The organism is Ignatzschineria larvae DSM 13226, from assembly GCF_038500265.1.
Classification (GTDB): domain Bacteria; phylum Pseudomonadota; class Gammaproteobacteria; order Cardiobacteriales; family Wohlfahrtiimonadaceae; genus Ignatzschineria; species Ignatzschineria larvae.
On sequence record NZ_CP150637.1, the window covers coordinates 1,720,487 to 1,744,913 of the forward strand.

Here is a 24,427-nt window from a genome sequence, read left to right on the forward strand (position 1 = left end):
TGATGCGCCAGCATTTCAATAATGCTTATTTTGAACCGATGTTACTATACAAAATAGAGATAGATGATAATTAAGACCAATCAAAACTCTCTGTACCCCGTATTTGATGCACTAATTTTGCCAATTCCTGCATCTTTATAAATGAATTAACGCCTATAAGTATGCTCTACATATCAACTCTAAGGAAAAATCTATTTAATAAACTTTTGTAACTCTTCAATGAGTTTTTTACGTCGTGTGTAATGCTCTGTACAATAGTGAACAAAATCTTGTACTTCTTGAATCAATCCTACCTTGTGACAGGCCACCACCACTTCGAATGTAAACTCATAATTATTACTACGACACTCTCTTAAATAATCTTGTTCTATCATTAATAGGGATTTAAATAATAACTGTATCTCAGGCGTTTGACGTGTTGCTGATAAGGCGCGAAGATAAAAAACGAGGGGCTCTTTGTGCTGTCCACTTTTAAAAGTGTAGTTATTCTGCAATAAACTTTGCGTTCTAAACCACTTAAAATAACCTAACAATTGTAAATATTGTCCTGATTCCCAAAAAAACGCAGCTTTATCAGCTTCACTCATATTTTGGTGTTGTGTTACAAGCTCATAAAGTGTGAGTAATGATTGCTTTTTAAGTTCTCTATCTTTTGCAGTTTTGACAGGATGATAATCTTCAATCAAATCTTGTTGTAAAGATGCCGCCTCTTGAAGTGTCAATACCGATCGACTATTAATCGCATAATCTCTATCTGACAAAACTCGATCTAATATTAATTGTACTTTCTCCCACTGCTTACTCTCTAGCAGATAAAGAAACTCATACCGATCTATACGATCTCCCGAAATAGAATCGCAATATTGTAAATACTTCTCCATTTGCCCCGTACGATTGTAATAGAGCTTATAATAATACGTCCGCTTCTTCTCTGATATTAAGTCACATTCTGCAATCACCGGATAAAAAAATGGATCATCCATCGTGAGATCTGGTCTCATAACAATAAGCGCTAAAGTGGATAGCTGAAGATATGTATTATCCTCAACCCCCTCTATTATCCGAGTATTACTGAACTCTATCCGCTCTAGAACTAACAGACGCGCTTGTTCTTGTCCCCAACTCACTAAAGCCCGCCAAATTGCTTGATTAGCATCTCGATTGAGTGCCATTTCAATGATAGGCTTAATCTCAAGTGGATCAGTTTCTAGCGCCGTAACCATAGAAAGCGCAAAGACCTCATAAAGATCTTCAATTTCTACAGAATTATGTCCTTCATAAATCAACTCATCATAGATCAGCTGTAATATCTGTAACCATAATTTGCACTTTTCTACAATACCATTCACATTCCTCTCTATATGATGAATGACGTTCGCAAAAAAAGTGTCAATCTCCTGGGTCAACTGTTCACTTTTCTCTCCATAGAAATCGCGGGCAAATCCTTTTTTCTGTTTATTCACAAATGCAATCACTGATTTCATATCCCATGTTTGCGATTCTAGCCACAATTTGGTTGCACTATGTGTCACTTTTTCGGTATCTAATAAATACGTTAAGAGTGCTAACTTCTCTGCATCTGTTGCTTCTTTGAAGAACTTTTCCAAATACTTTGGATACTTCAACTTAGTGGATTCTTTTGATCTCACTAGCTCTGCTAATTGCCGTTTCAATGCATGATTTTTAGCAGATGCAGATCTATTTTGTCTCCCCATGCTCTTTAACTGCATATCCTCAAATAGAGCATCTTCTTCTGTTGCATGTTTATAAGCCAGCAATAATTTCTTATTCGGTTGATAATCATCATCTGCTAAAGCATAGATCGTAGCAATAACATGCTTACACTTTTGTTGAGGGTGATCGCTAGGGCAATCGCACCGCCCCGTTAAACGCTCTAGATCAATTTTAACTTGATAGTAATGCTTCCCACTTCCAGCGATAACAACAGAGACTTTCCGGGGCTGCTTAGTCATCTCAAACTCAAGCACTCGCCCATCTTTATAATATTGCACCCCTTTACGATATTTTTCAGGTGTAGTTAAAATAGATAACCAAGATTTCATCTCCTGAATATCGGACTTATATTGTTGCTGTATCTGCTGTTGAGTGCTTATCATATTTATTTAAACTTACTTATCTTATTATCAATAGCTATCTGTAGTTCTCTATCGTCATTTAAATAGTCTTTCAATTGACTACATTGCGATACCCTTTTGGATTCAACTTCTGCCAGCACCGTTACTAAAATTTTCATTGATTATCCCTCACTGTTGTTAAGCTTTGAATCAACCCCCTTGTGGATGAGTCTACCATATTGAGTGATTTTTGATCACCTTTTATTATCGGAATAACAATCATCAATAATTTATAGTGAAATATAATAAAAGATTAATGAACTTGTACATTAATACAATAACCCCTCTACCATCTTAGAGTTTGAATCAATCCTTTGAGCTGTTGCCACTTACGTTTAGGCCAATTAGAGTGAATCGTATTGCCTTGTTTCACTGCCTCTCTCTCCACCGTTAATGCTTGTAATGCACTCAATGCATTGGTAATCTTTCCTGTTTTAAGATCAAGGTAGGTTGGATAGAGAATCAATGTCCCTGCTATTAACTCGGATAATGTTAAAGCCCGCCCCCGACGATTCTCTAAAGTGTACCGATCTTCTGTCAATCCCCATCCTGCATAAAATGGTACGCCGTAGCAACTGACTTCTTTACCTCTGAGTAGCGCCTCAAATCCTGAAAGCGATGTCATAGTATGAAGCTCATCACTCTGTTCTATCAGAGAAATAATATCAACTTCATCCATAATAGTATCAGCATAACGCAGCGCTTCATCCTCGGCAATGGTCCCTACTCTATTACCACTCACGACATCAGGATGCGGTTTATAGACAATATAAGCGTGTGGATTTTGCCGGCGAACCTCCGTTAATAATCCTAAGTTCGTCTTGATATCCCGAGTGCCTGTCTGTATTGAAGCATCATCTTCTACTTGCCCTGGCACTAAAAGAATCGGTTTACCTACCACATTTGGAAGCCTACAATCCTGCCGACCTACATTATATTTCCCCATCTTATTGGCAATTAGTGCTGCCTGTAACTGCTCAGCTTCCTGTAATAGTGATGGGTCAAATAGAGATTCTGCTAAAATTTGCTCTAAACGAGAGGGGGTACTTGCATCAAAATAGATTCCAAGATCATCTAATACCAAGGAGCGAGGCGGTACAAGATTAGATCCCAATCCGACCGAGCGAATGAAACCATCTTCCATACGAAGAATGGATAATTGTACTCTATTTGCCCACTCCGCTAATTCAGGGAATTTTTTCCCCCATAGTAAAAGACGAACATTTGGCTTTCTTGCCTCTATGGGCAAAGATTGATAAGCCTTTTGTAGCTGTTTCGGCGTCCGAAAAAAACGTAATTGATTATTATACCCTTGAATAAAAGGACGGATAATTTGCCGTTTCCACAATGAGAGCCCCACACACCAAATTTCCCCGGCAATAAGCGCTTCTCGCCGTTTCATCATCACTAAATAGTCAATCACATCAAAAATCGTCCCACGCTTGCCGGTATAAGGATTCAGATAACGACAATATTGTAAATAACTCGCTGTAAAAAGCGCTAATAATGACCGCTCTGACCTCCGAGATTGAAAGTCTTCCTCTAAAACATTAGGATGTCGATCTTCCGTTAACCCCCATCCGGCATACCAAGGCACCCCGAAAGTCGTCACCTTTTTGCCGAGCATCAATGCCTCAAATCCCATTTGCGAAGTTGCAACATAGATCTGATCCATCTTTTCAAGCAATGAATGAGGATGGATATCCTCGGTTAAAAGTGTAATTTGAGGATCTTGCTGCAACTGAGGCATCAAATCAGTGAAATGCCCTGCCCGTTTCCCTGCTAATACATCAGGATGGATTTTAATCCAAATATGGCTCTCGGGGTGTTCCTTTTTAGCCTGCGCTAACATCTCAATAAAAGTATTCGGTGTCACTCCCCCATATTGCAATGACATATCCCCAAAGGTTTGATCAATAATCAATAGCTGAGACTTACTTGTATCAAGTGACAGCGCCTCTGGCCAACCTACAGGTAAGTAATTATATTTCGTTAAATGGTGTTCTCGAATCAGCGCTAATGCCCGAGCCCCTTCTTCTAAATAAGGTTGTAGCGCTTGATGATCTATGATGAGCTGTTCAAGTCTTGAAGTCTTACTTGCATCATAATAGATTCCGAGATCATCTACTACCAAAGAGAGGGGTTCATCGCCGGAGACACCTAGCCCCATAGAACGCAAGAAACCATCTTCTAAAGTGATAAAAGGAAGATGATGTTTGCTCGCATAAGCCCTTGCCCTCGCTGTATTTGGTTTATTCCCCCAGCCAACGACAATATCTTGATCAGAATCGCCTATGACTGTTTCTAGCAGTAACTGCTTACGCTTTAAGCCTTTCGAGAAAGCTATAATCATGAAAATCCTCTATTTAAATTTCAGGCCAGCTCATCATGAGCCTATATCGGTCAATAGTCTAATGATATTCATTAACTTTTTATACCACTTTAATTAATTCTCATTGTAATAAATAACCCACTATTTTTAATCAAAATTTTCTGATCAAAAAAGTGGGTTACATTTAATTTAGCTAATAACCTATATCAAATTCATTATAAGCTAGCTCGATTCAGTAGGATTATTCTTCCCGATACCCTTTCGGGTTCAACTTCTGCCAGCGCCAGCTATCTTCTAGCATCTCTTTTAAGGCAAATTGTGGCTTCCAACCAAGCTCTACAATGGCGCGGCGGTTGTCAGCATAGGAGATTGCCACATCACCACTTCTGCGATCGGTGATCTCAAAGGGGATCGTCACCTGATTGACCGCTTCAAAGGTATTTTTCATCTCTAACACAGAAGTCCCATTCCCCGTCCCGATATTCCAAGCTCGGCATCCTGTCTCTTCTAAACGATTCTGTAAAGCAGATAGATGGGCCCTCGCAAGATCGACCACATGGATATAATCCCGAACGCCGGTTCCATCTTCTGTAGGATAATCATCCCCGAAGATATAGAGTTTCTCTCGCATTCCCACCGCGACTTGTGTCATAAAAGGCATCAGGTTATTCGGAATACCTTGCGGATCTTCCCCTATTTGCCCACTTGGGTGCGCACCCACAGGATTAAAATAACGCAAAAGCGCAATCGACCAGCGTGGATCTGCTTTTGAAGCTTTTTGCAGTAACTGCTCTACGATCAACTTAGTATAGCCATAATTATTTGACGGCATTCCAGTGGGCATCTCTTCTGTCAAGGGCGATATATTGGCCTCATCATAAACCGTCGCCGAGGAACTAAAGATCATAGTAAAGCACTCTGCCCGTGCCATCGCCTCCATTAAGGAGACTGAGCCGGCGATATTATTATCAAAGTAGATAAGCGGCTTCTCTTGACTCTCTCCCACCGCCTTAAGCCCGGCAAAGTGAATCACCGCACGAATCTCATGCGCGTTAAACACCGCATCTAATGCCACCCCATCTCGAATATCCCCTTCGATAAAGGTCAAGGTTTTATGGGTTAATGCTTCCACTCTACGAAGCGATTCTAATGAACTATTTGAGAGATTATCAAAAACCACCACCTCAAACCCTGCATTTAAGAGCTCAATACAGGTATGAGAACCGATATATCCCGCACCGCCCGTTACTAAAATTTTCATTGATTATTCCTCGCTATTGTTAAGCTTTGAATCAAACCTCTTGTGGATGAGTCTACCATATTGAGAGATTCTTGATTACCCTTTATCATCGGAATCAATTGATTTGCAATCTCTTTTCCTTTCTCAACCCCCCATTGATCAAAGGGGTTAATCTCCCAAATCACCGACTGCACAAAGACCTTATGTTCATAAAGAGCGATCAACATCCCAAGCGTCTTCGGCGTTAATCGCTCTATGAGTAACGTGGTACTCGGCTGATTACCTTGGTACTGTTTATAGAGCGGTAATTCTGTCGCATCCTCTTGTAGGGCATCATTACCAAAAGCTAATAATCGAGATTGCGCAAAGCAGTTGGCAAGCGCCAAATCGTGCTGCTCAAGCAGTGCTTCAGCACTCTCACTATAGGTAAACTGGGCATCACTATATCGATGAATCGGTGCAATAAAATCGGCGCTCACCGCCTGAGTACCTTGATGGAGTAATTGATAAAATGCGTGCTGTGCATTTGGCCCCACTTCGCCCCAGATAATCGGACAAGTGGTATAGTCTACTCGGGTGGATTCTCGGGTGATATCTTTCCCGTTCGATTCCATCTCCAGCTGTTGCAAGTAACTGGCGAAATATTTCAAGCGGCCATCATAAGGCAATACCGCATGAGTCTGAATATCAAGAAAATTACTATTCCAAATCCCAATAAGTGCCAATAATGCCGGTAGGTTTTCCGCTAATGCCGCTTGTTGAAAATGTTCATCTATCAGATGCGCACCAGCTAAGAAGTTTTTAAACTCCGTTACCCCAATGGTCAAGGCAATCGGTAAACCAATACAAGACCAGAGGGAATAGCGTCCGCCAACCCAATCCCAGAGTAAAAGCTGTCGATCCGGTGCAATGCCCCATTGTGTCATTGCCGGCACATTAGTCGAAACGCCGATAAAATGATTATGCAATACCGCTTCCGATAACCCTAAATGACGATCTAACCAGTGCCTCACTGTCTCGGCATTTTTAAGCGTATCAATGGTTCCAAAGGATTTAGAAGAGATAATAAAGAGCGTGGTTTCCGGGCGAAGTCGATGCAGTAATTCGGATAATTGACTGCCATCCATCGTCGATACAAAGTGGATGCGAAGCGGTTTCTCTGTGGCCACTTTAAAATCAGAGAGTGCATAGCTTGCCATCAAGGGCCCAAGATCTGATCCCCCAACGCCGATATTCACCACATCAGTGATCACTTCTCCGGTAGCCCCCCGATATTGCCCTTGGTGAATCTTCTCCACCAGCGCATACATCTTCTCTAACTCTTGATGAATCCCCCGAGCAATACTTTGATCAATCCCCATTGTCAGCAGTTTTTGCTCCGGCGTTCTCAGCGCCCAATGCATCGCCACCCGTCCCTCGCTCTGATTGATCTTCGTTTCAGAAAAGAGTGTTTGAATCGCTTCAGGCAACCCGGCGGCAATGGCTAAATCCTGTAATTGCGCCACAATCGAGGAGTCTAATCGCTGCTTACTAAAGTCCACCAAGAGCTCTTCTAAACGAAAACTCAATTGATGAAAACGATTCGGATATTTCAAAAAGAGCTGCGTTAGATGAGTCGTCTCAAATCGCGCTGCGGATTGTTGCAGAGACTCAAAATAGCTATTTTGTGTTAGAGGGCAACCTTTCATTGTCAATGGTTTTGCTGCCAAAGATTTTGCTACAGACTCTTTCATCGCCCTACTCCTTCATAGATAAAGCCTTCTGCACGCATAAACTCGGGATCATAGATATTACGTCCATCTAAAATATAAGGATGTTGCATCCGTTGTTTCATTTTTTGATAATCAGGCGCATAGAATGATTTCCACGCGGTCAATATAAAGAGCGCATCCGCACCTTGCAGCGCATCATATTGATCCTTCGCATAATAGATCGCTATATCAGGATATAGAGCCTTCACCTCAGCCATCGCCATAGGGTCAAAGAGACGGATTTTCACCCCTTCGGCATTAAGCGCTTTAAGCATCTTATGAATGGGGGAATTGTAAGTACTTGCAGTTTCTTCCTTAAATGAGGCGCCCCAAATGGCCACCGTTTTAGCGTGGAGTTGCGTTCCATAATAGCGCCAGAACTTCCGGAAGAGGACCTCTTTCTGATCCTCATTAATCTCCCATACCTGCTCTAAGAGCCGACTCTTCACACCCCGTTGCTCCACCTCTTTAGAGAGCATTAAGATATCACTTGAGAAGTTTTCACCCCCAAATCCCGCTCCCGGCGATAGATAGGCACCGCCAATCCGCCGATCCGCCGCTAATCCTTGTTTGATATTACTAATATCCACGCCGATCGTCTCTGCCACATTCGCAAGATCATTCATATAGCTAATTCGAGTCGCTAACATCCCCGATATGCTGAGCTTGGTTAACTCGGCATCTAAAATCGGCATCACAAGCCATTGACTCTCGTGTGGGAAAAAGGGGCGAAAAAGCTCTTTGAGAAGTCGCAATGCTTCTGGCGTTTCAACGCCGATAATCAGTCGCTCCTGCCCTGTAAAACTCTGAATCGCATTTCCCTCTTGAATAATATCCGGTAGATATGCCCACTGCGCTTGTGGCAAGAGCTGTTGTAATCGCTTAGTCCCATAGAGGCCAAAGGTTGAACCGTTAATCAGTAGGAGCTGAGCTGAGGCGTTTGTCATCTCTCGCGCGTTCGCTAAATTGAGTAAAAAAGCTTCCGCTTTCTCCATCTCTAAGGTGTCATAGCAGAGCAGATAACACTCAATATCCTCAGGCAGATCCCGAAAAGAATCCACCACTTGAAAGGTCTCTTGAATCGCTAACTCCTCTAACGCTAAACGTAGATGGAGGTCCTGTAGATCCGAGAAAAAATGTGCGGTCTCTTGATCAAAAAAGAGCGTTAAACGATTCCCATATTTGGATAATAATGCGGTTAAAACACCTGCTTGGAGTGTTGCACCCACCACTGCAATCTTCATATTTAAACTCTGTTCCTATTGTGCGATTATTATGTAATTAATCTCGTTAATCTACCACATTATCGAACTCTGTATGGAATAACTACTCTACTGCATCGCCTTGATCATCGCCCGGAAAGATTCCCCTAATGTCGGGTGAATCGATCCATAATGCAAAACGGCTTCGAGATAACCTAATTTACTCCCACAATCAAATGTTTGCCCATGCATTCGGTAAGCCTCAATCGGCTGATTTTGCTGTAACATCGCAATCGCATCAGTGAGCTGAATCTCATTTCCCGCCCCTTTTGGTGTTTTTTCCAGGAGCGACATAATCTCTCCGGGCAGAATATAGCGCCCAATCACCGAGAGATTTGATGGCGCTTGATCTACTGCCGGTTTCTCCACAATCCCTTGCATCGGCACTGATTGCCCGCTTTCAGGATCTGTTGCCACCGCGACAATCCCATATTGATCCACCAAGTGATTCGGCACCGCTTCTACCATAATCTGTGCAGCATTAGTCTTCCCATATTGATCGATCATCGCTTTCAGGTCATGTTGCCCTACTTCGTTATAGACTAAAACATCCGGCAGTAATACCGCAAACGCCTCATCTTCTTGAATCAAGGATTTCGCACAGAGTACCGCATGACCAAGCCCTAAGGGTTGCCCTTGGCGAACACTAACAATCCGCACATGTTCAGGAATAATCGCCTCAATCTCCGCAAGGATATCGTATTTCCCCTTCTCTTTGAGAATCGTCTCTAATTCAAAATTGTGATCAAAATAGTTCTCAATACTCGCCTTAGAACTATGCGTCACAAGGATAATCTCCTCAATCCCGGCACTCACCGCCTCTTTCACCACATATTCAATCACAGGCCGATCCACCACTGTGACCATCTCTTTTGGGATCGCCTTACTCGCCGGTAAAAATCGGGTACCTAAGCCTGCAACAGGCAATATTGCTTTTTTGATCATGAGGTTTCCTATCTATCCTTTACCTATATCTAATCTTTATTGTAAGTGAAATAATTATCAATTATAAAATAATATTAAATATTGAGAGTATAGCATTTCTTCGCTTAAGATCATGTTTCCGATCATTACGACTCACCAACGAATAACATTATGAATTATTCTTTAAATACCTATAAACATTTATCAAACTTGGATCCCATACTTCTAAATCCTTTTGTATCCTTTCAAATTTTTGGATAAATGCAATTGGATTTGAAAAATCAAGTCGTTGTAAATCTTTGAAACTATATTCCCACCACTTACTAGCCAATAGTTGCAATCGTATCTCTTCAGGAAATCTATACCTAATTAATTGAGCCTTATTTCCCCCGACTATTGAATATGGTTCAACATCTTTAGTCACTACAGCGCCAGCAGCAATAATAGCGCCCGTTCCTATATTGATACCTTGAGATAATAAAACATCTTGTCCAATCCACACATCATGCCCAATATTAATGGAACCTTTCTGCGGAGTTGGTACATAAGCGAAATTATCAACCCCAAAATCCTCATGCGCTATTTTAACCCACCTTATCGATGGTACACAGGTCAAAACATTCGTTGTTACAGCAGAAACAGGATGTTGCCATCCCATCACCCGAACATTATAAGCTATTGAACAGTAACGACCAATTTGAACATTTAGAGGGAATACAGAACTACTATAAGAAAATGCACCCAATGAAAATAGATGATGACCAGATCGGTAACAGATATATGGTTCTAGCTCTATGTTTTTTAATGTAAATAATCTATCTCCAACTTTCCATCTTCTAGGCGCATTATTTTTTTGCTCATGGCAATAAATACGATTCTCTTCAAAAAAATCAATCAGATCATTTGTTACAGAGATTGTAACATTACTACCTTCCTCACATATTATACTCATAAAGTTAGTTTCCTTTCTTACATCAAATAAACAACATACAATCTAAGCCCATTCAACAACATCGCTTCCTGCCGATCTGGTCGATCATTATGAAGAGGGAGCATTGAGAAGAAGAGAAGTATGACACCCGGCAAGATATCTTGTAATGTTACGCCCTCGAGGAAAGCGGTCTTCGCGAAGAGCGCCTGAATATCGATAATGCGTTCATTGATGTCAAAGTGCAATACAACCTCTGATGTCCCGGCATTCTCAATTAGAAAATCTCCGGAGATAATAAAATCATAGAGCCCAATTACCGAGTGTGTCAGCTTGGCATAATCATATTTAAGATCTCCATAGATCGTAAAATTCCCGGCGCTATCTAATCCTCGTGGATCAATCAGTTTTAAACGTAGCCCTCTTGAATCAAAGAGCATATTGCTAAAGCAGAGATCCCCATGCAAAATACCCAATCGACTAGGTAACTTCAAAGTCGCCTCGATCATCTCCCGGCAAATCTCCCGTATAGAGGGCAGTTTCTTGCCGGCATAATAGGTAGGAAGATCTAAGGAAATACCGCTCTCTTTGGCAAATTGCGCAATCCGCTCATCCGTTTTATCGATGATTAACCGTTGATAATCCTTCACAATCTCAGCCGACACCGCCTTACTTTCCGTACTCGATAGCGCAAACCATCTTCTGGTTTCATCAAAAATAACCTGCCAATCTTGCACCTGATTTTGTCCATGTACAAAGAGCTCATTCAACGGCATTGAGGAGAGATATTCTAAGGAATAACCCAATCGCCCCTTAAGAGTACATTCCCCAAGATATAGCGGTGTAAAAATCCGCAGATGATTAGGAAGCTCCTCGAACCATCGTGCTTCTGCTTCAATTTTGCGGGCTGGCTCCCCGGACTTTGTCACAATACCGCTGTTAATTAATAATGTATTAAATGCCCGTTGCGTGGTCAGATTTGCCCTAGCGGCGAAATAAGTATTAATATGCCCCAAATCTTGCCATGTTTCCGTAAAACCGAAAGAGACAATCTGATTCTTAGTATAATACTTCACTGCCTCATTAAAGTGATCCCGCACTAGAGCCAAACTTTTGAGCAGCAGTGATTTATGACTAAAGCTAAAATAACCACACCAAACCAAATTATCCTGATGCAAAATCGTATCAACATATTCCCAATTATAAGAGTTCTTCACCTTCGCAATGGCAATCAGATCATCGCTTACTTCTGCAAAGGAGAAATCAGCAATATAGGTATCGCCGTAGAGAATACGAACCGGCTTGTCATCCTCTGTTGCTGAGACGTTGAGCGTATAGAGAATCGCTTCACTCAGAGAGAACTGATCCGGCACTTGAATCACTTCAATCTCTAACCGATCAATCTGCTTTTGTAAAATCTCAGTTATTTCAAAAGATTCCGGCAATGTCAGAGTAATCTGATCATCGTAATATTGCCTTAATGTCATCACTTGATGCTCTAATAACTTCTTATTGCCTAAGGGCAGAAATGTCGGGGGAATCGCCCCTAGCTCCACCTGGAATTCTGCCGAGAGATAGGCTGATGAAGTGATAATAATCATGATATTTCTCCCGATGGTTGCTTCTCGGAAACGGACGCGCACATCGCTTCATATTCTGCCGGCACGCCACAAAAATTGATCTGATCTAACCCCACTAATTGATAACGAATATCCGTCCCATTTGCAATCATACGATTATAAAGCGGCGCAATATAGAGCTCATTATTGACTAAATCTTGATCTTGAATCGCCGATTCCACCAACTCGTTAAACTGCTGTGACGATCGAAAATAGTAGAGGCCATTGCTACAGAGCTCCGACACGCGCTCTTTCTCTGTGGTTCGAATCACGCGGTTGCTCTCTCCCGGCACTGCAAAGGACCAATGATCTCCCTCCCCTTTAAAGACTTCAAGATAGCCATCACACTCAAGATACCAGCTTGGCTTCTCAAAATTCTCAAGCTTTGAATCAATATTAAAGATAAATAAGGGTTCATCCGCTAAACCTTGAATCCCTCGATAGACCGTATCTGCCTGCCCTAATGTCTCTTCAGATAATGCTACTAACCGATAATCTTGAATCCCTAATCGGAGTACTTCTGCTTCAATAAAAGCCTTGGTATCGTAAATATCTCGATAGATAAAGACAAAACAATCGGCAGTAAAATAACGCGCAAATGAGCGCACCGCCCAAGTAAAAACCGTTTCATTCCCAAGGGGCAATTGATATTTCGGTAATGTATAACCTGCACGAAAAAAACGGGAACTCAAGCCCGCCATCGGAATAACAATCATTTATGACTCCTTTGATTCAACGAGCTTATCTCGCTTAAGCCGAGCATAGATCTCTTCTAATGATAACGATACAAACTCCGCTGGACGAATCGCCTTATCATCTACATAAAATCCTTCCAAACCGCACCAAGGCTTGCCGGTATAGATCTCATCATAAGGCACTTCATGTTGATTGAGCCATTCGATAATAATCGGTAAGGTATTGGCATTAATCTTCCCGACATTGCCCTCAAAGGTTCGCATATTGCGGCTGGTATTAATCACAATCTCAAAGCCCTGCTGGTTTAAGGCTCGTAGCTTCTCAATCACCGGCATAATAGGCTCTGCTTCTCGATAACTACCTGCTTCCGTCATACTGATTGTATCATCTAAATCCATAATAATTCGTTGCATCTATAGACCCTAATCTCAACTGCTAGACAACATATCTATCAAAGATTGAATGTACCTAGGAAATGGTTTTTATAATAAGCTAAAAATATAAGCTTAATAAAATAAGTTTAATTATATATAAATTTAAAAAGACATATTGTTATTTGTGGTAAAAGTCAAAAAATTGCGAATTGTTAAGATCTATATTGCAGCTTGCTCTATCGCCCTTTCATCTACTAATCATCCCCCCTACCAAGCCTTTCAACTGTTGCCACCTTCTGCCCCAATAGGTAGTTTTGAGTTTGGTTGTTTTCTGTCGATTGCGTTCGGTCACTAGCGCTTGTAATGTGATGGTGGCATTTGTAATTTTGCCGGTATTAATATTGAGATAGGTAGGATAGAGGATGAGCGTGCCGGCGATAGTTCTAAAAACGAACCCATTATAAGCTCATACAAACATCCCTAAACTCATCTTAAAATATAGCTCTATCAACTTATAACTATTGCTAAAACAAGTAGTTGCAGCTAATATATTCAACAATACACCCGGGTACCTCTGCATTATACTTAATGTACGTCCTGGCTCTCTTTTATTTCGTAAGCTTACGGCTTACGAAATAAAAGAGAAACCTTCTACTTTTAAATAGCCCTAAAAAGGGGAGGATTACAATTTAACACAGGGCGATCTATATCTTCAAGTATACTCTTTAAAAAGATATCTGCTTTTTTATTTCCTCTATTTGCTAGTAACTCTTTACTTTTCAAACGATATCCAGCGTGGACAATAGCATCTGCATATTTATCGATCCTCATATATATTTTAAATAATAAATCATTAACCTTATAATCAATATCAAAAATATTAAATGCTAGCAATAAGTATTTTAGGGATTTTTCTGTATTTTCTTTTAAGTAATAATAGTGACCAATTTCATAATAAGCTTGAAAGAAATCTGGATATTTCTCTACTAATAGAGAAAGATTAGGGGCTGTTGAACATTGCAGTTCAAAATAAAAAAAGCGAGCGGTAGAATATTATCGTCAAAAAAAACCTACCTCTCGCTATGTCTCGAACCATGCTTACAGATAAACTATGGCTGAAACTGAAGCCTATTCTCCTAGATTTGAATATCTATGACAAACCAAATTTAAGAAATATCGTTGAGGGTATTCTATTTAGAATGAGAACAGGTGTTCCTTGGAGGGATATTCCTGAGCAATTTGGGCGACCTAATACTATTTTTAAAACTTTTAGTCGTTGGTCTAAAAATAACAAGCTCTTGAAATTATTTAAAAAACTATCACAAGATGTTGACTATGAATGGCTGTTTATAGATGCAACTCACATTAGAGCTCACCAGCATAGCACAGGAGCAACCGCAGATAATCCTCAAGCAATATCTAAAAGTGTTGGTGGAAATAGTTCAAAAATTCATATGATCGTAGATGCTTGCGGTAATCCCTGTGAATTTATCGTAACAGATGGAACGACCCACGATATCAAGGTCGCTCCAGAGCTACTTAGCAGGGTTCATTTAAATACGACAGATTACGTTAGTGCAGATAAAGGTTATGATTCTGAGAGTTTTAGAGAAGATATTATAAATCAAGGAGCTAAAGCTATTATTCCTAAAAAGAGGAATACTCTTACGAATAATAATCATATGGACTGGCATATTTATAAAACTCGGCATTTAGTGGAGAATGCATTTGCAAGGCTGAAACATTTTAGAAGTATAGCAACAAGATATGACAAGCTAAAACAACATTATGAAAACAACGTTGCTTTAGCTTGTGCCTATATTTGGCTGAAGTTATGAATGTTCAACAGCCCCTATTTATCCTATCTTTTCCTTGTAGTTTTCTAAGTTTAGCCAAGTCACTCAATACAAGCTTTTTGTGCATACTTCCTTGCTTTATTTCATCAGGAAAAGACCCATTAAAGATAAGACGTAAAACTTTCGGTAACCCCACTAATTTAAACGATCGGAACAATTCGTGACCCGAATTCAAAACAGAAAATATTTTATAATTAATATTACCTTTTTTCTGAAATAAGTTTTGATAAAACATAATGCTTTCAGCATCTAGCAAATCCTGTTCCCCATAAACAAATATAAATGATTTATATTTAAGGTCTGGTAACTCAGATATACAATCTGCTATATCATACAACTCTTTGTATTTATTATTACTAAGAACTTCGTATACCTTCTTAACTCTTCTAGAATATAAGTTAACTTTAGGTCCGAAAAGAAGTATCCTTTGAGGGATATCAAAGGTCATAATTGAACTATAAATAATAGCTCCATAAGCCCCCATAGAATAACCTAAAATAACTATTTCCTTTAAACCATATAATGTGCATATACTTGGCGGAATCCAATTCCTAGCGCAACACTTACTTAAGGAGTAAAATGTTGCCATGAACTATTCAAGATTATCACTTAATGAACGGATCAATATTGAAGTTGGTATACAACTTAATAAAAGTATTCGAACCATTGCTAAAGAGCTAAACCGATCGCCTTCGACAATTTCCAGAGAGTTAAAAAGAGTTGAGGATAAAGATCACTATGCTGCAACAAAGGCACAGTACGCCTATTTACAAGCTAGAAAGAGATGCGCCCCTGATGAAAAACTAACGCCAGGAACGGTCTTATTTGGTTTTGTGGAACAGTGTTTACGTGCTAAATTATCTCCTGAACAAATATCCGGGGTACTTAAAAAGATGGCTAATTCTAGTTACTATGTTTGCCAAGAAACAATCTACAATGCCTTGTATGCTTTACCCGTTGGCCAATTAAAAAAAGAATTACTCCAATGTTTAAGGCAAGGACGTACCACACGAAAACCCCGAAAAGGAACTGTGGATAGAAGAGGGCAAATTCCTGATTTAGTAAGTATTCACTTACGTCCTCCAGAAGTTGAAGATCGTTTAACACCTGGACATTGGGAAGGTGATTTGATCAAAGGAAAAGGCAACGCTTCAGCTGTCGGCACATTAGTTGAGCGCACTAGTGGTTATGTTATGTTAATCAAAATGGAAGATGCAACCGCAACCTCTGCCGTTATAGGGTTTAGCGCAGCACTCAATCGAGTACCTTTAACATTTGCACGAACAATGACCTATGATCGAGGGAAAGAAATGGCTTATCATGCTCAGATCACGCAAAATACGGGAGTTGCTATCTACTTTTGTGATCCCCATAGCCCCTGGCAAAGAGGGAGTAATGAGAATATCAATGGTTTGATACGACAATACTTGCCCAAAGGGACAGATCTTTCTATTCATAGTCAGGAAGAGCTTGATGAAATAGCGCTATCACTCAATAGTCGACCTCGAAAACGCTTTAATTTTAGATCGCCTATCGAAGTTATTACAGAACTATTTCACAAGGAATATGAAGCTACTCAGATGACGAAACATTAACTGTTGCGTTAGAAATTGGAACTCAAGCTTCTAATTAATTCTTCTAGCTTTTGGGCCGATCTTATTACACTCTCATCATCCAAAAAACTTTGTGATTCAACAAACCAATTATCTTTTTCAGAATTAAAAAATAAAACATTTTCATCTAACTCAACAAGCTGTTTCTCTAAGAAAAATAAATTATTAAAATGTCCCTTAGGTCCAAAAACAACAATTAGTTTCTTACTGCCTTCAGTTGTAGTGATTAATTTTAAATGTCCATGACTGCACTCTATTAAATCTTGTATTTCATTTTGATCAAGCATATCAACAACTCCTTTTAAGCTACACTTTATAAGTACCTATCCCATGATACATTCGTTCTAATTAGTCTTGCTGGAGTACCTGCATATATACTATTAACTTCTTTTAAAGACTTAAGAACAACACTACAAGCACCTATAATATTACCATCATTAACTTTAACACCTTTATTGATAGTAACGTTGTCCCCAATCCAGACCTTATTTCCGATAATTACATCTTTAGCCGGATTTATTCTCTCATCATTTTTCAAGTCAAAAATAGGATGTTCATCACTTGTACGTATGTATACTCGAGAAGAAAACATGCAGTACTCTCCGATAGATAAATGACACTTCTCAAGTGCGAATAACAGTGCCTGAACAAAAGAAGTACATTTTCCTATAGTGACTTTACTTCCGTGCCTAATATAAATACTACCTCTTAAAGAACATCTGCGATTAATAACAAGTGTATTATTATCCCCTGATATATCTATTAACATATTTCTAATATTGCAACTTTCATAAATAGTTATATTATTATTAGATCCTCTGATAATAACTCTAACTGAATGATCTGTATTAGATAAATCAGTAATAGTATTATTACTCCCCTCTTCTGTTACCTTCATAGTATTTCCCTCTTACTACTTAATCTTTTAAATATTTTTTTCCCAAAATTCTTATAAACGTAGATTTCGAGTCATGGAAGAACAGTTGTGGATTTTTGAGGAATTTTCGCTTTTTATTTTCAGTAACAAAATTTGTAATTAAGTAATAAATCCATTTTTGAGTAACTTTTCTATTCAGATGCATTGGATGTATTAAACCTGCGTAGCTTTTTGAAGTTTTATCTTCAAATTTTATTGTTTCTCTACTATTTTTATTATGCTCGGTCAATACCTGAACACCCTTTCTCCACACTCCTGTGCCATCTATAGTTACTTTTTCAGATAAGATACTTCTTTCCATATTTCCGCCATATGCGTCTTCAAAAGTAATCCCTAGAAACAGTTTCGCATCTCTAGGATGTGGATCATGAAACAATTGATCTAGCAATCGCAAAGTTTTATTTTGCTCAACATCCATTTTTAATAATTCGTGATTCATAATTGAAACAACATCTGTCAAAAACTCTAAGGCTCCCTCATGCACTTCAGATACAAACTTTTTACGTTTATCTTCTAAAGAAGTGGGAGGTATATAAACTGGCACCAACTCACCATCCCAATTTTTAACCATTTTAATAAAACTACTATCTGTGCTACTAAATAGTGTTTCATATAGCGGAACAAACCGACAAAAAGGATGGTAAGTATCATGCCTATCAATGAATTCTGCTAAATATGCTGAAGATTTCAATCCATTATTCTTTAATCTCTCCAGTGCTTTTCTAAAAGTAATTAAGTAATATCCTGAGATTTTAATATTAGTTAATTGGTACAATGACTGTTGCATCGTTCCTGCATATCCAATATCTACCACAGCTATATTTTTATCTGAGTCTAGTAACCCTATATTAGCGAGATATTCTAAATAAGCTTCTCTTTCCACTCTCGCTACATCTAAAACTTTATGCTCTAAATGCCCCATTAAATTTCTCAACCGAGGCAGATCTTCTTTAGTTAATTTAGTACGCCAACTTAAACCTTGCTCTCGCAAGTATTCTTCATCGATATCTTCATAATTCAATCCAAATCTATTCTCTAGAAGATGACCTAAAGTAACATTATGGGCAAAATCAACATATAGAAGGTCTAGAATATCTGAATAATTCTTTACTTTAGACAAATTAATTGATCTACGCGAACAAAGCATATAAACAGACTTAGGGGCATCCGGATATAATGGTGTTAATAAGTCATAAGCTTGCTTCATTATTTTGCCATCTCTGGCTAAAAAATAGAGTACATCTATCCCATCTCTTATTGAATTCTCAATTAGCCATTTGGAATATCCTAGCAGTAAGATCCCAAGCCCCATATAACCTAACTCCCAAGTGCTACCGTTAAACACAGTCCCTCTACGATAAATCTTTTTAGGGTTATCATGAACTTTTTGAGCCCAAATTGATAAAATAATACGCCAGTCTAATGAATGGTTAGTTTCATCTCTTTTCCAAGGACGGATATAAGCACTATTATGCCCAAACAAATCAATAGCTTTTTCTAAATGAAAAGTAGCTAGTCCTCTTGCTTTCGCTTGCTTAATATCACCAATTGGATTATCGCCTATATGAAGAATATCTTTAGCTGGTACTTTTAAATCTTGTAGAACATAATCAAACAGCTTACCACTATGCTTTTTGACTCCACACTCTGACGAAACATATAATTTTTTATATCCTTTATATCCATTTTTATTCAAAACCTTTTCTAAGAAGGTTTTTGACAAATACATGTCTGATATTAAGATAACAGTCTTTCCACTAGCAACAGACTCTTTAAATGCTGCTAATGCACTTTTTCTAGGATATAAAAACCTAAACTCAGTTTCTAACTCTAAATTTAATAACTTCTTTTTCAATTCATCACTGATGTCTAATCGAGAAGCTAGTTGATTATATATTTCATCGATAGTTATTTCGCCTCTCCCCCCTTCTACTGCTTTTGTAAAAGCAATAGATTCTGAACTTCTTCTCAAATGATAAAAATCAATTGTATTATCAGAAAGTATTTCATGTACTTCCGGCTCAATAAACTTAAATAAGTCTGAGGGTGACTTAAAAGGTCGATATAAAAGGGTGTCAAATATATCAAAAGAGATAACATCATACCTTTTGATTATCTCGTTTAATTCATTGCAAAAATCATTTGTGACATTTTTAGTCGCATTTTTGTACAAACTCAAATCTTTTAACAAAGCATCTTTTCTATTATAAAAGGATAATACCTCAAATATGTTATTTTCTAACCAAGGTGAAATACTCTCATCTTTAACATATGCTGTTAACCAATCAGAATAAAAATCCTTATCTATTAAAGCTGTAGGTAAATTTTTATTTTTTAAGTTAACCAAAATCTCCTTATCTTTATTATTAATTTTATCTTTACTGATATCATTAAAAAAACCCAATAAGGTATTATTAGATGAAAAAATCGTTAGTTGATTTCTTCCACCTAGCAAGTATAAATTCTTTTGATAAAAAGCCGCTTGATACCCAACAGATGATGAGATTGTTATAACACCATCAATAAATGGAACTATAAATTGTGACACTGAGGGAATAGAATCACATTCCTCCAAATAAATAAAATTAGGATAGTTTTTTCTTAAAAGGGCGATGCTTTCTTTACTGAGGACACTACTTTGAATATCTTTTGAGACATAATTTGTAACCAATATACAAATATTCTCTGGCGTATTTTTCAAGACTTCAATTAATAAATCAAACTGAGTAATTCCCTTTTCTAAACAGCTATTAATCATAAAATAGTTATCAATCTGTAAGGGGAAGAGTACAATACGTTCAAATTTATTACGTAATACCGATATTTGGTGAGTTAAAGGTGATATTTCCTTTAAAAACTCTTTCATATCATTGCGATAATCATCTAATCCATTAAGTTCTTCATTTTTAATAGTGCCTATCTTTTCTAAATAGAAACTCTTATCATCGTTTAATAACTTACTATTAAACAATATCATTCCAGGATATGGGGCTCGTGAAAAAAAACCTGGAGTTTGATGTAAAACTTTACTATTAGGATATAATTCTTTAAAAAAATATGAGGGACTCTCCCATATTATTATTAAATCGGGTTGATAGTCTTCCCCCAAAGCTTCTTCAAATAACTTTTTTAAGCCTTGTTTGTCTTCTACAGACATATCGTTGTTTTGATATTTCATCAATCGACTATAAGTGCACTCCCCAAAATTTAAATCTAAAGAATTCACTCCAACAACCCTATCAAAATGCTCAGCATATCGATCAATAACTGCTTTTTCGGCCAAATGCTCACTTGTCAATAAAGTTATAGTATGATCTTTTAAACTTTTAGCTTGAGGGACTAGTGAGTTTCTTAGAGTCGCATATCTAAAAAATGGATTTCCATGTTCAATACCTGGTTCCAAATAAAATAAAATATTCATCTTCTCTATCCTTTTCTTTCTATGACTCTATTTTGATAGCCGTAAAACTTTTTACAGTAGTATCAACCAAAGATAATTGCACTAAAAAATCTTTCAATAAACTTAAAGGTAAAGCGCTAGGCCCATCACATTTTGCTCTATCTGGATCTTCATGCGCCTCTAAAAACAGGCCTGCAATTCTTGTCGCTATTCCTGCTAAAGCTAAATCTACAATCTGTTCTCTTCTACCGCCGGAGGCTTTATCGCCGGGGTTGCGCTGTTGGAGTGAATGGGTGACATCAAAAATGATAGGAGCATTATTACTCACCTTTTTCATAACACCAAAGCCTAACATATCAACGATCAAGTTATCGTAACCAAAGCAACTACCACGCTCACAGAGAATTACCTGATTATTCCCTGCCTCATTAAACTTGTCGACAATATTGACCATTTGTGATGGGCTTAAGAATTGTGGTTTTTTTACATTGATTGCTCGCCCTGTTTTAGCCATCGCAACAACAAGGTCTGTCTGTCTTGCTAAAAAAGCAGGGAGTTGTAATACATCAACATACTCTGCCACTATCTCTGCCTGATAAGGTTCATGAACATCTGTAATAATCGGTACATTAAACTCTTCTTTAAGCTTTTTAAAAATTTTCATTCCTTCATCTAGTCCCACGCCGCGATAGGAATGAATGGAGGATCTATTCGCTTTATCAAAAGAGGCTTTAAAGACGTAAGGAATATTTAGCTCATCTGTCACTTTTACATAATGTTCACAAGCACGAAGTGTGCTATCGAGATCTTCTAAAACATTAATCCCACCAAAAAGGGTAAAGGGGGCATCATTACTCACTTCTATCTCACCGACTTTTACTACTGTCATTACCTACTCCTAAGATGTGGGTTGTTCAAATAGACCGATAACGCTCTCACCATCCATAACGACAAGAGAACGGATTTTATTCTGTTTTAGCTGCTCTTCAGCTTCAACCAGGTAGGTCTCTGCCACTGTTGTCTGAGGGGTTGTTGTCATAATCTCTTTCGCAGTAACACTCATGCTCATATCATTACTCACCAAAGCACGGCGAATATCGCCATCTGTTATAACTCCCACTAAATTATTGGGAGTTCCAACAAAGGCGATACCGCTTTTTGAATCTGTCATGGTTAAAAGACATTCAGAAAGTTTGGCATCTTCTGCGACAAAAGGGAGATTATCTGTAACCATATAATCAGCAACACGACTTAAAAGCTTACGCCCCAAGCTACCGCCGGGATGAAAGCGGGCAAAATCTTCCGCTCTAAAATCACGTTGCTCCATCAACGCAACTGCAAGCGCATCACCTAATGCAAGGGTAATCAATGTTGAAGATGTTGGTGCTAAATTATTAGGACAGATCTCCCGCTCAACACCGATATCTAAAAAGACATCGCTATACTCTGCTAATGTAGAGTCTGCTTTTCCGGTGATACCGATAATTTTATTGCCAAAACTTTTAAGGCTAGGAATAAGCTTATTGACCTCATCCGTTTCACCGCTATAAGAGATCAAAATAAGAAGATCGGAAGGTTTAATCATCCCTAAATCACCATGGAAGGCTTCGGTAGGATGCAGAAAAAAACTCGGTGTACCAGTAGAAGCAAAAGTTGCAACAATTTTTTTACCAATTAAGCCAGACTTACCAACGCCAGAGATAATAGTCCGTCCTTCACATGCAAGAATCAGATCAATAGCCTGATCAATATTGTGGTTATCCACTAGCTTCTCTTGCCATTTTTTTAAAATACCGATTTGATCTGTAACCGCATCCATTACAATTTGTAAGCTATTTACCATAAGACTAAAAAAAACCTCTGCAAAAGCGGCACTTAAGCCACCTGTTATAAAATTGAAATATTACAAACTTTGATAAACCTTAATCCCTTCCTCTACATCCTCATATATCTCGGCTTTGCCATCATCTAAGATAATGACAAGGTCACACATAGTTCTTACTTGTGTCATTCCATGGGTGACTAAGATGATATTTGCCTTACCGATTTTGTCTTTAAAGGCTTGGCTCGCCTTCTTCTTAAAGTGGGCATCACCGACAGACATTGCCTCATCGATGATGTAGTAATCAAACTCAAAGGCTAAACTCAAACCAAAGGCGACGCGCCCGCGCATTCCGGAGGAGTAGGTCTTAGTGGGGAGATCAAAATAGTCACCAATCTCGGCAAACTCCTCGACGTAACGAACTTTTTCTTGCAATTCCTCCCCTCTAAACCCTTGAGTACGCGCAATAAACTTGGTATTCTCTCGCCCTGACAGCGAACCTTGAAAGCCACCACTTAATCCAACGGGCCAGGAGATCGTTTTATCGCTGATAATTCTTCCACTATCTGGTGAATCTACCTTTGCTAATAGATTCATTAACGTGGATTTACCTGCCCCATTTTTTCCAATAATGGCCACATTTTTCCCATCAGGAATCGTAAAAGAGAGCTCTTTGAAGATATACTTCCGCCCGGCTTTATGATGCAGGTAAGATTTAGTAATATTCTCAATTTTGATCATTTTATTAATAATCTCTGCCGACGGATACGGTAGAGCCCTAGGCCGATAAAGAGTACAAAAATGGTACAAATCAATGGATAGATCTGACTAACACCTGGAATCATGGGATAGTTTTCAAAGACTGACTCCCGAATGTTACTAATAAAATGAGCGAAAGGATTCCACAGTACCCAAGAAAGATAGCGTTCGGGGATAATCCACAATGGAAATATCACGCCAGATATTAGATAGATCGGCAGGAATAAGAGCCGAATAAAGCTCTTCAGGTTAGGCATTACAACGGTTACTACGGAGAGAATTATGCCTAAGCCGAAAGAGAATAAAATCGCGACTAAAAGTGAGTAGAGCCATGATAATGGGTAAGCAACTAGCACGTTATACCCAATCCAAAACCCGAAGATAAAGATAAAAATCCCATAAATAACGCAAGAGATAGAGATCTCTACTAACACTCGAGCGACATATGTATCAAAAATTTTGATGTTAGGATAAGCAAAAAGCGCCTGATTAGCTCCGATGGCGTCCATCAACTTAAAGATGATATCGCGCATCAGAAAGAAAGGGATTAACCCTGTCAAAAAGAACATGGGGTAATCCATTCCAGGCACAGAGCGCGCTCTAATCATTGTAAAGATAAACATCATAACGCCAATATGTGCGATCGGTTCAAAGAGCATCCAAAAAGCACCCATTCTTCGACTACCAAAGCGGGTTAAATACTCACGCAATACCAATGCAAAAATAACATCTTGCATTATATGGAAAGGGGATCGTTTATTGACCGTGCTCATATTCTG

At 38.7% G+C, this 24,427-nt stretch carries 20 protein-coding genes; 2 read left to right on the forward strand and 18 right to left on the reverse strand.

Annotated features, from left to right (window positions below; translation table 11 throughout):
• Positions 1–191: 191 nt before the first annotated feature.
• From WMO13_RS07095 to WMO13_RS07140, 10 genes are all read right to left on the reverse strand, one after another.
• A complete protein-coding gene (locus WMO13_RS07095) occupies positions 192–2,117 on the reverse strand; it encodes an SWIM zinc finger family protein (protein WP_169727775.1) in 1,926 nt (641 codons plus the stop codon).
• 304 nt (positions 2,118–2,421) lie between these two features.
• A complete protein-coding gene (locus tag WMO13_RS07100; protein ID WP_026879243.1) occupies positions 2,422–4,488 on the reverse strand; it encodes a capsular polysaccharide biosynthesis protein in 2,067 nt (688 codons plus the stop codon).
• 220 nt (positions 4,489–4,708) lie between these two features.
• Positions 4,709–5,728 (reverse strand): UDP-glucose 4-epimerase GalE, encoded by a 1,020-nt coding sequence (gene galE, locus WMO13_RS07105; protein WP_026879242.1) that lies wholly within the window; start codon positions 5,726–5,728, stop codon positions 4,709–4,711.
• Complete coding sequence (gene pgi, locus WMO13_RS07110) at positions 5,725–7,395, reverse strand: glucose-6-phosphate isomerase (RefSeq protein ID WP_026879241.1); 1,671 nt, start codon at positions 7,393–7,395, stop codon at positions 5,725–5,727. The genes galE and pgi overlap by 4 nt, the downstream gene beginning before the upstream one ends.
• 41 nt (positions 7,396–7,436) lie before the next feature.
• Positions 7,437–8,702, reverse strand: coding sequence for a nucleotide sugar dehydrogenase (locus WMO13_RS07115; protein WP_026879240.1), 1,266 nt, complete (start codon positions 8,700–8,702; stop codon positions 7,437–7,439).
• Positions 8,703–8,789: 87 nt separating this feature from the next.
• On the reverse strand, positions 8,790–9,665 hold the full coding sequence (galU, locus tag WMO13_RS07120; RefSeq protein ID WP_026879239.1) for a UTP--glucose-1-phosphate uridylyltransferase GalU: 876 nt from the start codon (positions 9,663–9,665) through the stop codon (positions 8,790–8,792).
• Between the two features lie 148 nt (positions 9,666–9,813).
• Entirely contained in the window at positions 9,814–10,596 is a 783-nt protein-coding gene (locus WMO13_RS07125; protein ID WP_051396276.1) for a CatB-related O-acetyltransferase, read from the reverse strand.
• Positions 10,597–10,613: 17 nt separating this feature from the next.
• Positions 10,614–12,173, reverse strand: coding sequence for a hypothetical protein (locus tag WMO13_RS07130; protein ID WP_026879238.1), 1,560 nt, complete (start codon positions 12,171–12,173; stop codon positions 10,614–10,616).
• Positions 12,170–12,907, reverse strand: a complete 738-nt coding sequence (locus WMO13_RS07135; protein ID WP_026879237.1) for a glycosyltransferase family 2 protein — start codon at positions 12,905–12,907, stop codon at positions 12,170–12,172. Before WMO13_RS07135 ends, WMO13_RS07130 begins: the two co-directional genes overlap by 4 nt.
• Positions 12,908–13,300: a capsular biosynthesis protein gene (locus WMO13_RS07140; protein WP_026879236.1), complete on the reverse strand. Its 393-nt coding sequence runs from the start codon at positions 13,298–13,300 to the stop codon at positions 12,908–12,910.
• Between the two features lie 1,043 nt (positions 13,301–14,343).
• Here WMO13_RS07140 and WMO13_RS07145 point away from each other — a divergent pair.
• Positions 14,344–15,099, forward strand: coding sequence for an IS5 family transposase (locus tag WMO13_RS07145; RefSeq protein WP_342386815.1), 756 nt, complete (start codon positions 14,344–14,346; stop codon positions 15,097–15,099).
• Between the two features lie 4 nt (positions 15,100–15,103).
• Here the strand turns inward: WMO13_RS07145 and WMO13_RS07150 are convergent, their stop codons facing one another.
• Complete coding sequence (locus WMO13_RS07150) at positions 15,104–15,706, reverse strand: hypothetical protein (RefSeq protein ID WP_342386826.1); 603 nt, start codon at positions 15,704–15,706, stop codon at positions 15,104–15,106.
• On the opposite strand from WMO13_RS07150, the gene WMO13_RS07155 reads away from it, so the two are divergent.
• Entirely contained in the window at positions 15,705–16,712 is a 1,008-nt protein-coding gene (locus WMO13_RS07155) for an IS30 family transposase (RefSeq protein WP_342386827.1), read from the forward strand. The genes WMO13_RS07150 and WMO13_RS07155 overlap by 2 nt on opposite strands.
• An 8-nt stretch (positions 16,713–16,720) precedes the next feature.
• On the opposite strand, the gene WMO13_RS07160 is transcribed toward WMO13_RS07155, so the two are convergent.
• From WMO13_RS07160 to WMO13_RS07190, 7 genes are read right to left on the reverse strand one after another with little or no spacing between them, the layout of a single operon-like run.
• Entirely contained in the window at positions 16,721–17,017 is a 297-nt protein-coding gene (locus tag WMO13_RS07160; RefSeq protein WP_026879009.1) for a hypothetical protein, read from the reverse strand.
• A 26-nt stretch (positions 17,018–17,043) separates the two neighbouring features.
• A complete protein-coding gene (locus tag WMO13_RS07165; protein ID WP_026879010.1) occupies positions 17,044–17,628 on the reverse strand; it encodes an acyltransferase in 585 nt (194 codons plus the stop codon).
• A 19-nt stretch (positions 17,629–17,647) separates the two neighbouring features.
• A complete protein-coding gene (locus WMO13_RS07170; protein WP_026879011.1) occupies positions 17,648–21,088 on the reverse strand; it encodes an HAD family hydrolase in 3,441 nt (1,146 codons plus the stop codon).
• Positions 21,089–21,107: 19 nt separating this feature from the next.
• Positions 21,108–21,956: a 3-deoxy-8-phosphooctulonate synthase gene (gene kdsA / locus WMO13_RS07175; protein ID WP_026879012.1), complete on the reverse strand. Its 849-nt coding sequence runs from the start codon at positions 21,954–21,956 to the stop codon at positions 21,108–21,110.
• Between the two features lie 9 nt (positions 21,957–21,965).
• A complete protein-coding gene (locus tag WMO13_RS07180; RefSeq protein WP_026879013.1) occupies positions 21,966–22,910 on the reverse strand; it encodes a KpsF/GutQ family sugar-phosphate isomerase in 945 nt (314 codons plus the stop codon).
• A 60-nt stretch (positions 22,911–22,970) separates the two neighbouring features.
• Positions 22,971–23,630: an ABC transporter ATP-binding protein gene (locus WMO13_RS07185; protein WP_026879014.1), complete on the reverse strand. Its 660-nt coding sequence runs from the start codon at positions 23,628–23,630 to the stop codon at positions 22,971–22,973.
• Positions 23,627–24,421, reverse strand: a complete 795-nt coding sequence (locus WMO13_RS07190; RefSeq protein ID WP_034855776.1) for an ABC transporter permease — start codon at positions 24,419–24,421, stop codon at positions 23,627–23,629. Before WMO13_RS07190 ends, WMO13_RS07185 begins: the two co-directional genes overlap by 4 nt.
• Between the last annotated feature and the right edge of the window lie 6 nt (positions 24,422–24,427).